Consider the following 14,822-nt stretch of genomic DNA (forward strand, 5'->3'; position numbering starts at 1 on the left):
ATTCGCCACTTTCCATAATTTTTCTATCTTTGGTTTTTAATGAATTTCCTTTATCCGGGCTTTCTTTTTGCACTAATATCGGTTGCCATCCCGGTTATCATTCATTTATTCAATTTCAGGAAGTTTAAGAAGGTTTATTTTTCTAATGTTCAGCTTTTAAAAGAAGTAGAACAGCAAAATTCTTCTAAAGAAAAACTTAAAAACCTGCTTATTCTGTTGTCGCGGATTTTGGCAATCATCTTTTTGGTGCTGGCGTTTACCCAGCCTTATATTCCAGCGCAGAATCAAAAAACAACAGCTTTAAATAATGTAGTAAGCATTTATATCGATAACTCTTACAGCATGGAAGCCATTAATAAAGATGGTAACCTGCTTGATGAAGCCAAGCGGAGGGCAAAAGAACTGGTAAAAGGTTTTGGAATGAACGATCGCTTTCAACTGTTGACCAATAATTTCGAAGGAAAACACCAACGATTGTTAAACGAGGAAGCGTTTTTAAAAGCATTAGATGATGTTAAAATCTCGGCAGCAAACCGTAATCTTCAACAAATACTAAACCGACAGGGGAATGTTTTAACGGGTTCTGCAAATAAGTATAGCTTTCTGATCTCCGATTTTCAGAAAAATATCTCCACCACCAATAAACTCGATACAAAAGCCGATATTCAGTATTCATTTTTGAAACTGAATGCCAATACGCTTCCGAATGTTGCGGTAGATAGCGTTTGGGCACTTTCGCCAAATCATCAGCCGGGAGCAAATGAGCGTTTGGTTGTACAGTTGAAAAATTACTCCGAAGAGGAGGCTAAAAATATCCCTTTAAAGCTCAGCATCAACAACCAACAAAAGGGATTGGGTGCCGTAACCATCCCTGCAGGTAAAACAATTAAAGATACCCTGAATTTCTCTGGACTGAACGCAGGATGGCAAAAAGGTTTAATCAGCATTAAAGATTTTCCGGTAACCTTTGATGATACCCTTTCCTTCAGTTTTAAGGTAGACGAAAGTTTTCCTGTTCTGAGTATTAACGGAGCCAATACAGGCAATTACATTAAAGCACTGTTTGCTGCCGATCGTTATTATAAACTCACCGAGAATGCCGAAAGCAATGTGAATTATAGCAATTTTGCCAGTTATGGTCTGATTGTGTTGAACGGTTTGAAAAATCCGTCAACAGGTTTGGCTCAGCAGCTAAAAACCTATCTGAATGCAGGTGGTACGGTGGTGCTTTTTCCTGATTTAGATGCCAATATTCAAACTTATAACTCATTTTTAAGTGGATTGTCGCTTCCTGCCATTCAAGGTTTAAATACGACAGCAAGCAAGGTTGATCAGATTGATCTGCAAAACCCTATTTTCAAGACTGTTTTTGAGGAAATCCCTAAAAATCTTGATCTTCCAACAGTTTCCCGCTATTATTCTTTTGTAGAGAAAAACACCTCCAATAAAGAAGATATTATGTTATTGCCTGGCAGAAAACCATTTTTCTCCAAATATGGCGTAGGTAACGGGCAGGTTTATTTATCTGCTTCAGGGCTTAATACAAGTGACGGGAATTTAGCCCGTCATCCGGTGTTCGTGCCTTTAATATATCGTTTGGCATTGAGTGGAGGAAATGAAACGCCTTTATACTACAACCTCGGTAACGATAATGCCCTGGCGGGTAAAAAGATTACGCTGGGTAAAAACCAAAGCTTAAAAATTACTGCAGATGGTTTTGAGGCGATTCCTGAAATCCGTCAGGCAAATGGGAAAACGCTGATTTACATTGCCGATCAGATAAAAAATGCAGGCTTTTATAACCTGAAACTTGCAGATTCACTACTTGCTGTTTATAGTTTCAACAATGGCAGAACAGAATCTGATATGCATTATTTAGACAAAACAGAACTCAATCAGTTGGCTGACAAAGGCAACCTCAAAATATTCGATACCGATAAAGATGCCGTTAAATTAATTGCCGGCACTAATAAAATCGGGCAGACTTTATGGAAACTTTGTCTAATTTTGTCGCTGATTTTTATTGCAGCAGAAATTTTGCTCATCCGATTTTTTAACAACACAAAGAAAACAATATGAATCTCCTGGTTAAAAATGTAGCCATTACCGATCCGCAAAGTAAATTCAATAATCAACAATGCGATGTTCGGGTAGAAAATGGCAAAATTAAAAACATAGGTAAATTAACTGCCGATAAAAACGAAACTGTTTTTGATGCTCAGGGTGCTTTCTTAACGCCAGGTTTTTTCGATCTAAACTGCGTTGCTGGCGATCCGGGTTTCGAAACTAAGGAAGATATTCAAACATTAACCGCAACGGCAAAAGCTGGAGGTTTTACAGGCTTAGCTTTATTGCCGCAAACCAGTCCGGTTGTGCAGTCAAAATCTCAGGTAGAATACATTATCAATAGGGCCAAAAACAATTTGGTTGATGTGTTGCCAGTTGGTGCGATAAGTCAGAGCCGTGAGGCAAAGGAGCTTGCCGAACTGTTCGATATGCAACAGGCAGGTGCGGTAGCTTTTTCAGATGGCGATAAAGCCTTACAAGACGATGGTTTTATGAGCCGCGCATTACAATATGCAAAAGGTTTCGATGCACTATTAATGGTTTATCCCGAAAATAAATCCATAGCTGGCAAATCGCAGATTAACGAGAGTAAAAACTCTGTGCTGTTGGGCATGAAAGGTTTACCCGCATTGGCTGAAGAAATGCATATTGCCCGCGATATTTTCCTGGCATCTTATAATGAAACCAAAATCCACATCAGCAATATTTCAACTGCCGGGGCTGTAGCTTTGATTCGTAAAGCAAAAAAAGATGGCGTTCAGGTTTCGTGCGATGTAACAGCACATCACCTGGTGTTTACAGAAGAACTTTTAAGCGATTTTGACAGCAACTACAAGGTTAAGCCACCACTGCGTGGAAAAGCAGATGTAAAGGCGCTAATTGCCGGTTTAAAAGATGGAACTATTGATGCCATTACTTCCCAGCACCGTCCTGAAGAAATCGAATTTAAAAATGTAGAATTCGAAATTGCGCACTACGGCATCATCGCTTTACAAACCGTATTACCACTATTATTAAAGGCTGGATTGGATATTGCTTTAATTGTAGAGAAATTGGCCATTAATCCACGTAAATTATTAAATTTAGCTATTCCGGTAATCGAAGAAGATGCTGATGCCAACTTTACTGTTTTCAATACAACAGAAAAGTGGTTGTATAATGCCACAAGCAATTATTCAAAATCGGCAAACAGTCCATTGTTGGGTACAGAACTTACCGGGAAGGTAACTTTGGTTTATAATAATAGTCAATACTGGGAGAATTAAGGTTGAAGGTTAGGGGTATAAGGTTCTTAACCATGTCTCAAAACATATTAGTTCAAAAAAATATTGATAAATTAACAGGTTATAAGAATTTAAAAACTAAAGCAAGAAATTACAATTTTGTTGTTCAGGTCATACAATCTTATCATCCTAAAATCCTAAAAATCTTAATCATGGATAATAGAGTAAAAAAAGCACTAAGTGCAGCCATTAACAAGTATGCTGAGGTTTCAGCTACCAATGTAGACGGTTTTGAAACAGAATTATTAGCCGCTTTTGAGCTTGATGTTAACTTTTTAGATAAAGCAACTGCTTTCGATGCCGTTTTCGATTCTCATCCGAAATTTGAAGAATTACGCGAAGTATTTTTCGATTTATTAATGGTGAATTTCTTTAGCAGTGACGTACAGAAACTGGAAGACGACTATTTAGAAAGTGATGAATGGGCGAATATCGAAGAAGAAACCATAGATAGAGGAACAGAATTGTTAAACCTTCTGCTTTACATTAAAGAGTGTAAGGATGAAGATTTAGATCCTGAATTGGGCGATTTCCTGAAAGAATTTTTATTGGTAGAAGACGATGAGTTTCAGGATGAATTTGAGATTTACGAAGAACTGATCAGTAATCAACAATTAGCAGAAACCAGTGTAGAAGAGATTTGTAAAACAGCTGCAAATTTAAATATCAGTGAAGAAATGCAAGAATTATTTGTACCTTTTATGGCATTTTTCCTTGACGTTGAGGGAAGTGCAGAAACAACGAAAGAAATAATTCAGTATAGCAGTAACAAATCGTTCGATTCTGCTACTTATATATTAATTACAACAATTAATAATTAAACTAAAATTTAAAATTATGGACAAAAGTGCTCTTATTTCCAAATTAGCGATTAAAAATGGATTAATGCTCGCTGCGGTTTCGATAATTGTATCGTTAACCTTGCATTTCATAGACCCTGTATTAATTTACACCAGTTTTGCGGCCCAGATAGGTATATTTGTTTTATTCATCGTACTGTTAGTAGTGGTGGGAATAAACATCCGTAAAGAAATAGGTGGGTTTTGGACATTTGGAGAGGCCTTTAAAGCTTATTTAATCATCTCCCTTATTCTAGCCTTAACTGCAACGCTTTATAATGTGATACTAATGAAATTTATTGATCCAGATCTTCCACAAAGAGCTGCTGCTGCTATCGAGGAGGCACAGAGAGCTATGATGGAAAAATTCGGAATGGCTAGCGAGCAAATTGATGAGGCGATAGCTAAAGGTGGCAATATGCAGGAGAAGCTTGAACCTACTTTTAAAAACATTTTTACAAGCTTTGGTGTTTCACTTGCACTGTATGGGGTACTTTCTTTAATCCTTTCAGCTATCTTAAAGAAAAAACAACCAGTTACATTCGATTCGTTTCCAAAGGAAGATTAATTTCTTTTATAAAATTTTGAACGTGCAGGTTTTATCATTTAATTTGATGAAATTTGCACGTTTTTAATAATGCGTCATTGCGAACGAAGCGTGGGAAATGCGCAGGGGTGTGGCAATCTTATAATAGATTGCTTCGTCGTTCCTTCTCGCAATGACGATAATACTCAAAAATGGATATATCAGTAGTAGTACCCTTATTTAATGAAGATGAATCTTTGCCAGAATTAACGGCTTGGATTGATAAAGTGATGATCGACAATAATTTCAGTTACGAAATTATTTTGGTTGATGATGGTAGTACCGATAGATCATGGGAGGTGATTGAAGAGTTAAGATTTCAAAACCCTGCCATTAAAGGCATTAAGTTTAGAAGGAACTACGGTAAATCTGCAGCCTTAAATGTTGGTTTCGAAGCTACTCAGGGCGATGTGGTCATTACCATGGATGCCGATCTGCAGGATAGTCCGGATGAAATCCCTGAATTATACCGCCGCATAAAAGACGAAAAGCTTGATATCATTTCAGGCTGGAAAAAGAAACGTTACGATCCGATTACGAAAACTATTCCAACTAAATTATTCAACGCCGCTACCCGTAAAATGAGCGGTATAGAACTGAACGATTTTAACTGTGGCTTAAAAGCTTACCGTAGCGATGTGATCAAAACCATCGAAGTTTACGGCGAAATGCACCGTTATATCCCGGTAATTGCCAAATGGGCGGGATTTAGTAAAATATCCGAACAGGTGGTAGAACACCGTGCCCGCAAATATGGCACAACAAAATTCGGCTTTAGCAGGTTTATAAACGGCTTTTTAGATTTACTTTCTATATTTTTTGTTGGTAAATTCGGCAAACGCCCAATGCACTTTTTTGGTTCGTTAGGGGTTTTAAGCTTCTTTATCGGTATAATCATGGCGCTTTATATATTATTCGAAAAGAAATATTTGATATGGCAGGGCTTAGCCTATCGCGATGTAACCGATCAACCTTTGTTTTATTTATCACTGGTTGCCATTGTTGTTGGTTCGCAGATGTTCCTGGCAGGTTTTATTGCAGAACTCTTATCGCGTAACGCACCAGAAAGAAATCAATATTTAATCGAAAAAGAACTTAAATAAGTTGAAAGACTAAAGCTTAAAGCATAAAGCGCTTTGGTCTTTAGTCTTTCAGCTTTCAGCTTCAAGACATGTTTTTCTCCATCATCATTCCACTTTACAATCGTCCTCAAGAAATTGACGAACTTTTAAACACCCTAACTAAACAAACTTATCTACAGTTTGAGGTTTTGGTTATAGAAGATGGTTCGAAAAACGATGCAAAGGCCATTGTAGCTTCTTATGCAGATAAACTGGACATTAAATATTACTTTAAAGAAAATGCCGGACAGGGGTTTGCCCGTAATTTTGGTTTCGAAAGGGCAGCAGGCGATTACTTTGTTATTTTCGATTCAGATTGTTTAATTCCTGCAAATTACCTCGAAACGGTTAAAAACTATTTGTATGAGCATCATTTAGATGCCTATGGCGGTCCGGATGCTGCACATGATAGCTTTACGCCTGTACAAAAAGCAATTAGTTATGCCATGACTTCGCCTTTCACCACTGGTGGAATCCGCGGAAACAAACAGCACGTAGGACAATTTCACCCACGCAGTTTTAATATGGGTGTTTCCCGTCAGGCATGGGAGAAGGTAGGTGGTTTTATCCTGACCCGATTAGGCGAAGATATCGAATATAGTATCCGCATCCACGAAAACGGTTTTAAAATCGGGTTGATTCCAGATGCAAAGGTTTACCATAAACGCCGGACGAGCTTTAGTCAGTTTTACAAACAATTACACTTTTTCGGGAGAGCAAGGATTAATATTTACAAACATTTCCCAAAAGAATTAAAACTTGTACATTTTTTTCCAGCGTTGTTTACATTGGGTTTTGGTTTCACCATTTTGTGTAACTTTATATATCCTCCATTGGCATATGTTTGTAACTTCTTCTTATTGATTTACTTTATGTTGATATTTTTTCATTCATGGTCTGTAAATAAATCGTTAAAAGTTGCATTTTTGAGCATTATATCTTCATTTATCCAATTAACCGCTTATGGTTTAGGATTTATACAGGATTTATTTAAACGAGTGGTATTCAAACAACAATGATAAATTACCTAAAAGAAAGTACGTTCGCCGTTAATGATGTAATCCAAAAGGCGTGGAGCATTACCAAGAAACACTATTTCTCGATTGCTACACTATGTTTTCTGATGTTTATCACCGCAAGCGCTTCGAGCTTAATGGCCTTTTTTATTAAGGATGTAAGTAAGGCCTTGAGTGTAATTATGGTGATTATTTTTGTGTTGCTTTATTTTACCATCAATCTTTCGCTTTTCAAATACATTTTCCATTTAATGGACGATGAAGAAAACGATGTGAAAATTGTGGATACGCTTCCAACCAGGCAACAAATTATCAGGTTCCTGGTAGCTACCCTTTATTTTGTAGGTTGTATCCTTGGGGTTTATCTGGTGGTAATCCTGGTTGCTTTTCCTTTTATTTATACTGGGATTAATGTGACAATCGTTAAAAACGTGGCCATTTCAGTTGGTATTATTGCCATTTTTATCACTTGGTTAAGAATTTCATTTTTTCCGTTTTTTATTATTGATAAGGGTGCAACGCCATTCGATTCGATTAAATTGAGTTTGGCTACCACTAAAGGAAATTTCACGAAGATTTTATTGTTATTGGTGGTTTTAGGTGGAGGATATTTAATTTATCTGCTGTTAAACTACCTGCAATGGCCATTGGTGGCTTTTATTGTAAATATTTTAAGTTCATTTATAATTGTTCCACTTTCGAGTGTAGCCTTAACTGTTGCATACCGCAAAATTTCGAGCGAATATAAAGGCGATGAGCATCCAGATATTTTACATAATATCGTTTAGGGTAGAATTTATATTCAATCACTCAATCATTCAAAATTCAGTTTAGTATGGGATTAAAAGCAGCATTAAGTAAACCCTTTGCGGCATTTGCAGTTTGGCAGATTAACAAATGGAAAAATAATGCCCTAAATGCTCAGCATAATATTCTGAAAAAGTTAATTGATGAGGCTAAAAATACTGCATTCGGAAAAGATCATCATTTCGCTGAGATTAAAACCTATGCTGATTTTAAAAAACATGTTCCCGTTCAAGATTACGAAGGATTAAAACCCTATGTAGATCGTGTAGTGGCAGGCGAAGATGATGTACTTTGGAAAGGCAAACCACTTTATTTCGCCAAAACATCAGGCACCACTTCAGGCGTAAAATATATTCCACTATCGAAAGAATCGATGCCTGAGCATATCAAAGCTGCCCGTAATGCCATTTTAACTTATATTAATGAAACAGGCAAAGCTGATTTTGTAAACGGAAAGATGATTTTTTTGCAAGGGAGTCCGGTTTTAAGTGTAAAACATGGAATCAATGTTGGGCGTTTATCGGGCATTGTGGCACACCATGTGCCAGCCTATCTGCAAAAGAACCGATTGCCTTCTTACGAAACCAATATTATCGAAGATTGGGAGCAAAAAGTTGATGCCATTGTTGAGGAAACCATTAATGAAAATATGACCTTGATTTCTGGTATTCCACCTTGGGTACAGATGTATTTCGATAAACTTTCAGAGAAATCAGGAGGGAAGAAAATTGCCGAAATATTCAAGAATTTTAGCCTGTTTATTTATGGCGGTGTAAATTTTGAGCCTTATCGAGCAAAAATTGAACAAAGCATCGGGAAGAAAATTGATGCTATAGAAACTTACCCAGCTTCAGAGGGCTTTATTGCCTACCAGGATTCACAAAAAGATAAAGGACTATTGTTGCTGGCCGATGCGGGGATTTTTTACGAATTTGTTCCTGCCGATGAGTATTACAACGATAATCCAACACGGTTATCGCTTGCTGAGGTTGAACTAGATACGAACTATGCGTTAATTTTAAATACCAATGCAGGTTTATGGGGTTACAGTATAGGTGATACAGTGAAGTTTGTTTCGAAAAATCCTTACAAAATTGTGGTAACCGGACGGATTAAGCACTTTATATCTGCCTTTGGCGAACATGTAATAGGAGAAGAGGTAGAACAGGCAATTTTGAGCGTGGCCAATGAAGAACAGGTAGAAATTACAGAATTTACAGTTGCGCCCCAGGTTAATCCGGAAGCCGGTCAATTGCCTTATCACGAGTGGTTTGTAGAGTTTTCGTCTGCACCAAAAGACATGACAGCTTTCAGCAAAAAGGTTGATGAGGCTTTGCAAAAGAAAAATATTTATTACTTTGACCTGATTGAAGGGAACATCCTTCAGCCATTGATTATACGTACTTTGCAAAAAGATGCTTTTGTTAACTACATGAAAAGTGAAGGAAAGTTAGGCGGACAGAATAAAGTGCCACGCTTGAGTAATGATCGGAAATTGGCGGATGGGTTGGAGAGGTATATTGTTTAACTAATCTTCCTCGGTTTGTGTCCTCACGAAACGAAATGAGGAAAAGTAGTTCGTGGAGACACGAACCACAGCATTGGAGCGAAATGCAACGCAGTCGAGATGACGATTACTCAACAGATGCTTTTCAGAATGACAAAAGCGGGTGAACGATAAAATGAATGAATAAAATGCTTAATTTAACCTTAAGCGTTACGATATTAAAAACGATTTGAAAAGAATAACCATATTAGGTTCTACAGGAAGTATAGGTACACAAGCACTAGAAGTGGTAAGGGATCATCCCACAACATTTAAAGTTGTTGTATTATCTGCACTAAAGAATTCGGCATTACTTATTCAACAGGCGATGGAATTTAAGCCAGCCATTGTTGTAATCTGTGATGAAAGCAAGTACGGCGAAGTTAAAACTGCTTTGTCTGCGCTAAATATTAAAGTTTTGGCAGGCGAAGCCGCCTTGTCAGAAGTTGCGGCCTATGATGATAGTGATATGGTATTAACGGCATTAATGGGCTCCGTAGGATTAAAACCTACTATTGCTGCCATTAAGGCTGGAAAAAATATTGCTTTGGCCAACAAAGAAACCTTGGTGGTAGCCGGCGAACTGATTACACAACTGGCAACGGAACATCAGGTTAAAATTTTACCGGTCGATTCAGAGCATTCAGCAATATTTCAATGTTTGGTAGGCGAGGAGCAGCATTCAATCGAAAAGATTTATTTAACAGCTTCGGGCGGACCATTCTTAGGCAAAACAAAAGATTTTTTATCTACAGTAAAGAAAGAGCAGGCTTTAAAACATCCCAACTGGGTGATGGGTGCAAAAATCACGATCGATTCTGCATCCCTAATGAATAAAGGCCTGGAGGTAATTGAAGCAAAATGGTTGTTTAACCTTGATGTAGATCAGATTGATGTAATTGTTCACCCTCAATCTATCATTCATTCAATTGTTCAGTTTACCGATGGATCTATGAAAGCACAAATGGGTGTTCCGGACATGAAACTGCCTATTCAGTACGCTTTAAATTATCCCGATAGGCTAAAAAACAATTTTAAACGTTTTAACTTCCTAGATTATCCAAACTTTAGCTTTCAAAAAGCCGACATGGAAACATTCAGGAATTTAGACCTGGCATTCACTTCTTTACGAAAAGGAGGGAATATGCCTTGTATTTTAAATGCTGCGAATGAAATTGTTGTTGAAGCATTTTTGAAGGACAAAATCGGTTTTCTGCAGATGAGCGAGGTTATTGAACAGTGTATGGAAGAAATCAGTTTTGTTGAAAAACCACAATTGAGTGATTATTTAGAAACTGACAAACATAGCCGTATCTTAGCCGGCGAATTAGTAACAAAAAGTATAGTTTAACATCTAACATAAAATTTTATAAGAGAATATGAATGGATTGATTATGGCGGGGCAGCTGCTGCTCGGATTGTCTTTATTGGTAATATTACACGAATTAGGGCATTTCTTGGCAGCCAGGGCATTTGGTATTAAAGTAGAAAAGTTTTATTTATTTTTTGATGCCTGGGGTTTCAAGCTTTTTAGTTTCAAAAGAGGTGATGTTGAATATGGAGTGGGATGGTTGCCACTTGGCGGTTATGTAAAAATTGCCGGAATGATTGATGAGAGTATGGATACTGAGCAAATGGCTCAACCTGCTCAGCCATGGGAATTCCGTTCTAAACCAGCCTGGCAACGTTTAATCGTAATGCTTGGTGGTATTATCGTAAACGTAATTGTAGGTATTTTTATCTTCTGGATGTTAACCTTTAACGTCGGGCAAAATTATACCGTTAACAGCAAACTGAACGATGGTATTTCTGTAGGCGCAATTGGGAAAGAAATTGGTTTAAAAAACGGAGATAAGATTTTAGCCATCAACGGCAACAAGTTAATCCGTTTTGAAGATGCTATATCGAGCAAAGTATTGTTTGATGGAGCTCAGCTGACCATTTTAAGGGAGAATAAAACACTTTACATTTCTGTTCCGGATATCATTTTAAATAAAATATCGAAAAACGATAAAGAGAATTTTATCTCGCCCAGATATGCGATGGAAAGTGTAGAAAAGGTAAGTGCACCTGATGAAAAAGCAGATAAACCATCTTTTTTTGATAAGCTGTTTGGCAGGAAGTTCGAGAAGCCCGTATATCCAGCTTATGCTGCAGGAATTAAACCGGGCGATAGTATTTTATCGGTTAATGGAAAACAGATTACTTTCTTCGATCAGTTTAAAGAAGAGGTTTCTAAAAACAAATTAAAACCAATTACCATTAATGCCCTACGCAAAGGCAAAGAAGTAAAGTTCGATCTTAAAGTAAGCAAAGATGGAACGATTGGAATTATCCCTAATCTAAAAATGCCTGAAACTGCACATGTAGATTTTGGCTTTATAGAGTCGTTACCAGTTGGTGCAACTATGGCATGGAGTACTTTTGTAGATAATGCAAAAGGCATTGGCAAAATGATTACCGGAAAGTTAAGTGCACGTAACATCAGCAGCCCGATAGGGATTGCCAAGGTGTACGGCAGTACTTTCGACTGGGTTAAATTCTGGACTTTAACAGGATTAATTTCGATGGCATTGGCATTTATGAATTTATTGCCTATTCCAGGCTTAGATGGAGGCCATGTAGTATTTCTTTTAATCGAAATGGTACAACGTAAGCCTGTAAGCGAAAAAGTGCTGGAAAAGGCGCAAATTGTGGGTTTTGTGATCTTGATCTGTTTAATGGTGTTTGCTTTTGGTAATGATATTCTAAAATCTTTCGGTAAGTAAAACCAAATTTATATAATTGCCGCAGATGCACAGATTTGACGAATCAATCTGAACATCTGCGGCTTTTTAATTTAATATGCACCATGAGCGCAGCAACAACAGATAGTAATTATTTCGATTTTTACGCGTTACCGATCCAGTTTAATCCAGATCAAAATGCAGTTAAAACAAAATTTTATGCATTTAGCAAGCAGTTTCATCCCGATTTTTATGCCAATGAAAGCGAAGAGAAGCAGCAAGAAGTGCTCGATCTGTCAACTTTGAACAATAAGGCTTACCAGACACTGAGTAATGCTAAAAAACGCTTAAAATACGTGCTCGAGTTAAAAGGGATTGTAGAAACAGATGAAGGTTATCAACTGCCCCAATCTTTTCTAATGGAAATGATGGATGTAAACGAGGCCTTAATGGATTTGGAATTCGAGCCGGATGCCGAAAAGCTAGCGCAGGTAAAACGAGATGTTGATGCCATAGAACAAGACCTGGCTAACGAACTGAATGATCTGATAGGTCGTTTTGATGGCAACCCAACAGCATCTGATGCACTATTGCCTTTGATTAAGGATAATTTTTACCGGCAGAAATACGTTGATCGGATTAGGGAACGCTTGCCGAAATAGATGGAAGAAGTTTGAAGTCGGGGAGTCGGAGGTCCGAAGATGTAGCGTAAAAAATAAGCGCCCCACGCTGTGCACTTTGTGCCTTTTCTTTGTGTCTTCTGCGGTTAAAAGATGGAAAGCCCTAAACCTTCCACCTTCGACCTTTGTAAGACACCCGATTGTAAAATCATTTTTTAGTTTTTGATAGGCAAAAGCTTTGTTTTACTTTCGGAGCAAACAATCAGATCAATGAATAGTTCTCTTTCAATTTTTCGTAAAGTGGCCGTAGCGGAAGGCATATCCTATTTGCTTTTATTATTTGTAGCTATGCCGTTAAAGTATTTTGCAGATCTTCCTTTGTATGTAAAATATACCGGATGGGCGCACGGATTATTATTTGTTTTATATGCAGCTACCTTAGTTTTAGCTTGGCAAGAGCAAAAATGGAAGTTTGGTAAAGCCGTTTTGATCTTTTTAGCATCACTTTTGCCATTTATGCCCTTTGTGGTTGATCGCAAATTAAAAGATGAAAGACCCCTAAACTAATTGCCCATTACACAAATTACTTACCTTTGTGTCATATGCGCTTAACAAATGATCGCCAGAGGTAGGTTAGATATCCGTTTTACCGAACTTTTTAAKGGTGCATTATACTGTATTGGTAGTGCTAGCGGTTTTAAAAAAGAACAACCCCGGTTTCCTGAAGAGCAGTTGCCCTGTCTTTCTGTTCGTACAGGTTTACATCTCGTATTAGAAGCACTAAATCTTGAACCTGGTGACGAAATACTGGTTGCAGATATTAACATCCCGGATATGTTTGCAATTATTGCAGCCCATCATTTAAAAGTTATACCATTACCTATAGATATAAATACACTAGGTATATCCGCCGGACAGATAGCGGCAGCTATTACACCCAAAACAAAGCTGCTGCTCATTACCCATTTATTTGGTGCCATAATGGATACCGAAGCACTGCTTGACATAGCCAAATTGCATAATCTGATCGTAATGGAAGATTGTGCGCAAGCTTATGATGGAGTTTATGAAGGGGATTTAAAATCGGACGTGGTATTGTTCAGTTTTGGACTAATTAAGACAAATACAGCCTTAAGTGGTGCGATACTTCAGATTAGAAACGAGCAATTACTGGCTGCGGTAAAAATATTGAACAATAGGCTGCCGGTGCAAAAAGGTAATCGATACTTCAAAAAAATAATTATTGCTACCCTGATTAACATTCTTGTCGCAAGATGGCCATTTACCATAGCTTATTGGCTTTGCAAGCAATTTGGTAAAGACTTTGATGCATTTATTACTGGTTTTACAAGAGGTTTTCCTGGTGCAGATGTAATGGAGAAAATCAAATACAGGCCATGTTATGCCAATTTGTGCATGTTGCAACATAAAGTGAGTGATTTTGATCAATCTCGTATTCATAAAAGGAAAATACTGGCTAACGAATTATTATTGAATGTTGATTCGCAAAATATTATTGGTGCTGCAAACTTAAGGCATACACATTGGGTAATTCCGATAGTAGCGGCTAATCCATCACTGTTAATCGATAAATTAAGAGAAAAAGGATTCGATGCAACGTCAAAAGCCTCTAGTTTAGTTAAGATAGGTTTCACGGGTTTGCCGCCAAAAACCTCAAATGAGCTAATACTTCAAAATTTAGTTTATCTGCCAATGAATGTGAAAATGAGTAAAAAAGAAGTTAAACAATTGAACCAGTTGTTATTAGGTAATGTGTTAAAAGGTGAAGGTTTTAGTAAATCAGATCAGACATAAAAAGAAGCAAATAAAATTTGCGAATTAAGTGCTTAATTTATACATTTGCATCCCGCTGAATAAGCAAATGCCCAGCTGGCGGAATTGGTAGACGCGCTGGTCTCAAACACCTGTGGGAAACCGTGCCGGTTCGACTCCGGCGCTGGGTACAAAGCCGGAAAGATAGTTTTTTGAAACATTCTTTCCGGTTTTTTTATGCTTTAAATTGCTGTTTATCAGGTGTATAAGCTATTTTTGAACTTCGCCAAATTTTGGATCAATACCAAAAGTTGTGGAGTAGTCATTTTTAAGCATACAATTGAGTTAGCCTGTATAGGAAAAACTTTACGCATTTCACGCCACGAAATTGGGATCTAAACGCTTTAATCTTTGCATTGAATGATTCGGCAGAAGCAT

The 14,822-nt window shown here is 37.5% G+C and carries 13 protein-coding genes and 1 tRNA gene; all 14 read left to right on the plus strand.

Features of this window, described 5'->3' with window-relative positions; translation table 11 throughout:
• Window positions 1–39: 39 nt before the first annotated feature.
• The 14 genes from AC1DNH_RS15600 to AC1DNH_RS15665 all read left to right on the plus strand — a co-directional run bounded on the left by AC1DNH_RS15600 (window position 40) and on the right by AC1DNH_RS15665 (window position 14,575).
• Window positions 40–2,079 carry a BatA domain-containing protein gene (locus AC1DNH_RS15600; RefSeq protein WP_477625496.1) on the plus strand — a complete coding sequence of 680 codons (2,040 nt, stop codon included), beginning with the start codon at window positions 40–42 and terminating at the stop codon, window positions 2,077–2,079.
• A complete protein-coding gene (locus tag AC1DNH_RS15605) occupies window positions 2,076–3,332 on the plus strand; it encodes a dihydroorotase (RefSeq protein WP_477579280.1) in 1,257 nt (418 codons plus the stop codon). The genes AC1DNH_RS15600 and AC1DNH_RS15605 overlap by 4 nt, the downstream gene beginning before the upstream one ends.
• A gap of 170 nt (window positions 3,333–3,502) precedes the next feature.
• Entirely contained in the window at window positions 3,503–4,171 is a 669-nt protein-coding gene (locus AC1DNH_RS15610) for a hypothetical protein (protein WP_440823219.1), read from the plus strand.
• 16 nt (window positions 4,172–4,187) lie between these two features.
• Window positions 4,188–4,757 carry a DUF4199 domain-containing protein gene (locus tag AC1DNH_RS15615; protein WP_477579284.1) on the plus strand — a complete coding sequence of 190 codons (570 nt, stop codon included), beginning with the start codon at window positions 4,188–4,190 and terminating at the stop codon, window positions 4,755–4,757.
• Between the two features lie 170 nt (window positions 4,758–4,927).
• Window positions 4,928–5,878, plus strand: coding sequence for a glycosyltransferase family 2 protein (locus tag AC1DNH_RS15620; RefSeq protein WP_477579286.1), 951 nt, complete (start codon window positions 4,928–4,930; stop codon window positions 5,876–5,878).
• Window positions 5,879–5,946: 68 nt separating this feature from the next.
• Window positions 5,947–6,915, plus strand: coding sequence for a glycosyltransferase family 2 protein (locus tag AC1DNH_RS15625; RefSeq protein WP_477579288.1), 969 nt, complete (start codon window positions 5,947–5,949; stop codon window positions 6,913–6,915).
• On the plus strand, window positions 6,912–7,700 hold the full coding sequence (locus AC1DNH_RS15630) for a hypothetical protein (protein ID WP_477579289.1): 789 nt from the start codon (window positions 6,912–6,914) through the stop codon (window positions 7,698–7,700). The genes AC1DNH_RS15625 and AC1DNH_RS15630 overlap by 4 nt, the downstream gene beginning before the upstream one ends.
• Before the next feature lie 47 nt (window positions 7,701–7,747).
• On the plus strand, window positions 7,748–9,247 hold the full coding sequence (locus AC1DNH_RS15635) for a GH3 auxin-responsive promoter family protein (RefSeq protein ID WP_477579291.1): 1,500 nt from the start codon (window positions 7,748–7,750) through the stop codon (window positions 9,245–9,247).
• A 208-nt stretch (window positions 9,248–9,455) separates the two neighbouring features.
• The gene (locus tag AC1DNH_RS15640; protein WP_477579293.1) at window positions 9,456–10,616 is read left to right on the plus strand and encodes a 1-deoxy-D-xylulose-5-phosphate reductoisomerase; all 1,161 of its coding nucleotides are present in this window, start codon (window positions 9,456–9,458) and stop codon (window positions 10,614–10,616) included.
• Between the two features lie 28 nt (window positions 10,617–10,644).
• Window positions 10,645–12,033, plus strand: coding sequence for an RIP metalloprotease RseP (gene rseP, locus AC1DNH_RS15645; RefSeq protein ID WP_477610396.1), 1,389 nt, complete (start codon window positions 10,645–10,647; stop codon window positions 12,031–12,033).
• Window positions 12,034–12,116: 83 nt separating this feature from the next.
• The gene (gene hscB, locus AC1DNH_RS15650; RefSeq protein WP_477584740.1) at window positions 12,117–12,653 is read left to right on the plus strand and encodes a Fe-S protein assembly co-chaperone HscB; all 537 of its coding nucleotides are present in this window, start codon (window positions 12,117–12,119) and stop codon (window positions 12,651–12,653) included.
• Between the two features lie 228 nt (window positions 12,654–12,881).
• Window positions 12,882–13,178, plus strand: coding sequence for a DUF3817 domain-containing protein (locus AC1DNH_RS15655; protein ID WP_477584739.1), 297 nt, complete (start codon window positions 12,882–12,884; stop codon window positions 13,176–13,178).
• Between the two features lie 48 nt (window positions 13,179–13,226).
• Window positions 13,227–14,426, plus strand: coding sequence for an aminotransferase class I/II-fold pyridoxal phosphate-dependent enzyme (locus AC1DNH_RS15660; protein WP_477625497.1), 1,200 nt, complete (start codon window positions 13,227–13,229; stop codon window positions 14,424–14,426).
• A gap of 69 nt (window positions 14,427–14,495) precedes the next feature.
• Window positions 14,496–14,575: transfer RNA gene (locus tag AC1DNH_RS15665), tRNA-Leu, on the plus strand.
• Window positions 14,576–14,822 lie beyond the last annotated feature (247 nt).

The organism is Pedobacter sp. 01N310 (genome assembly GCF_056399805.1).

What these genes read in the sequence shown, in the direction of transcription:
- AC1DNH_RS15600 (WP_477625496.1), top strand. Translation starts at nt 40, where the DNA reads ATGAATTTCCTTTATCCGGGCTTTCTTTTTGCACTAATATCGGTTGCC.
- AC1DNH_RS15605 (WP_477579280.1), top strand. Translation starts at nt 2,076, where the DNA reads ATGAATCTCCTGGTTAAAAATGTAGCCATTACCGATCCGCAAAGTAAA.
- AC1DNH_RS15610 (WP_440823219.1), top strand. Translation starts at nt 3,503, where the DNA reads ATGGATAATAGAGTAAAAAAAGCACTAAGTGCAGCCATTAACAAGTAT.
- AC1DNH_RS15615 (WP_477579284.1), top strand. Translation starts at nt 4,188, where the DNA reads ATGGACAAAAGTGCTCTTATTTCCAAATTAGCGATTAAAAATGGATTA.
- AC1DNH_RS15620 (WP_477579286.1), top strand. Translation starts at nt 4,928, where the DNA reads ATGGATATATCAGTAGTAGTACCCTTATTTAATGAAGATGAATCTTTG.
- AC1DNH_RS15625 (WP_477579288.1), top strand. Translation starts at nt 5,947, where the DNA reads ATGTTTTTCTCCATCATCATTCCACTTTACAATCGTCCTCAAGAAATT.
- AC1DNH_RS15630 (WP_477579289.1), top strand. Translation starts at nt 6,912, where the DNA reads ATGATAAATTACCTAAAAGAAAGTACGTTCGCCGTTAATGATGTAATC.
- AC1DNH_RS15635 (WP_477579291.1), top strand. Translation starts at nt 7,748, where the DNA reads ATGGGATTAAAAGCAGCATTAAGTAAACCCTTTGCGGCATTTGCAGTT.
- rseP (WP_477610396.1), top strand. Translation starts at nt 10,645, where the DNA reads ATGAATGGATTGATTATGGCGGGGCAGCTGCTGCTCGGATTGTCTTTA.
- hscB (WP_477584740.1), top strand. Translation starts at nt 12,117, where the DNA reads ATGAGCGCAGCAACAACAGATAGTAATTATTTCGATTTTTACGCGTTA.
- AC1DNH_RS15655 (WP_477584739.1), top strand. Translation starts at nt 12,882, where the DNA reads ATGAATAGTTCTCTTTCAATTTTTCGTAAAGTGGCCGTAGCGGAAGGC.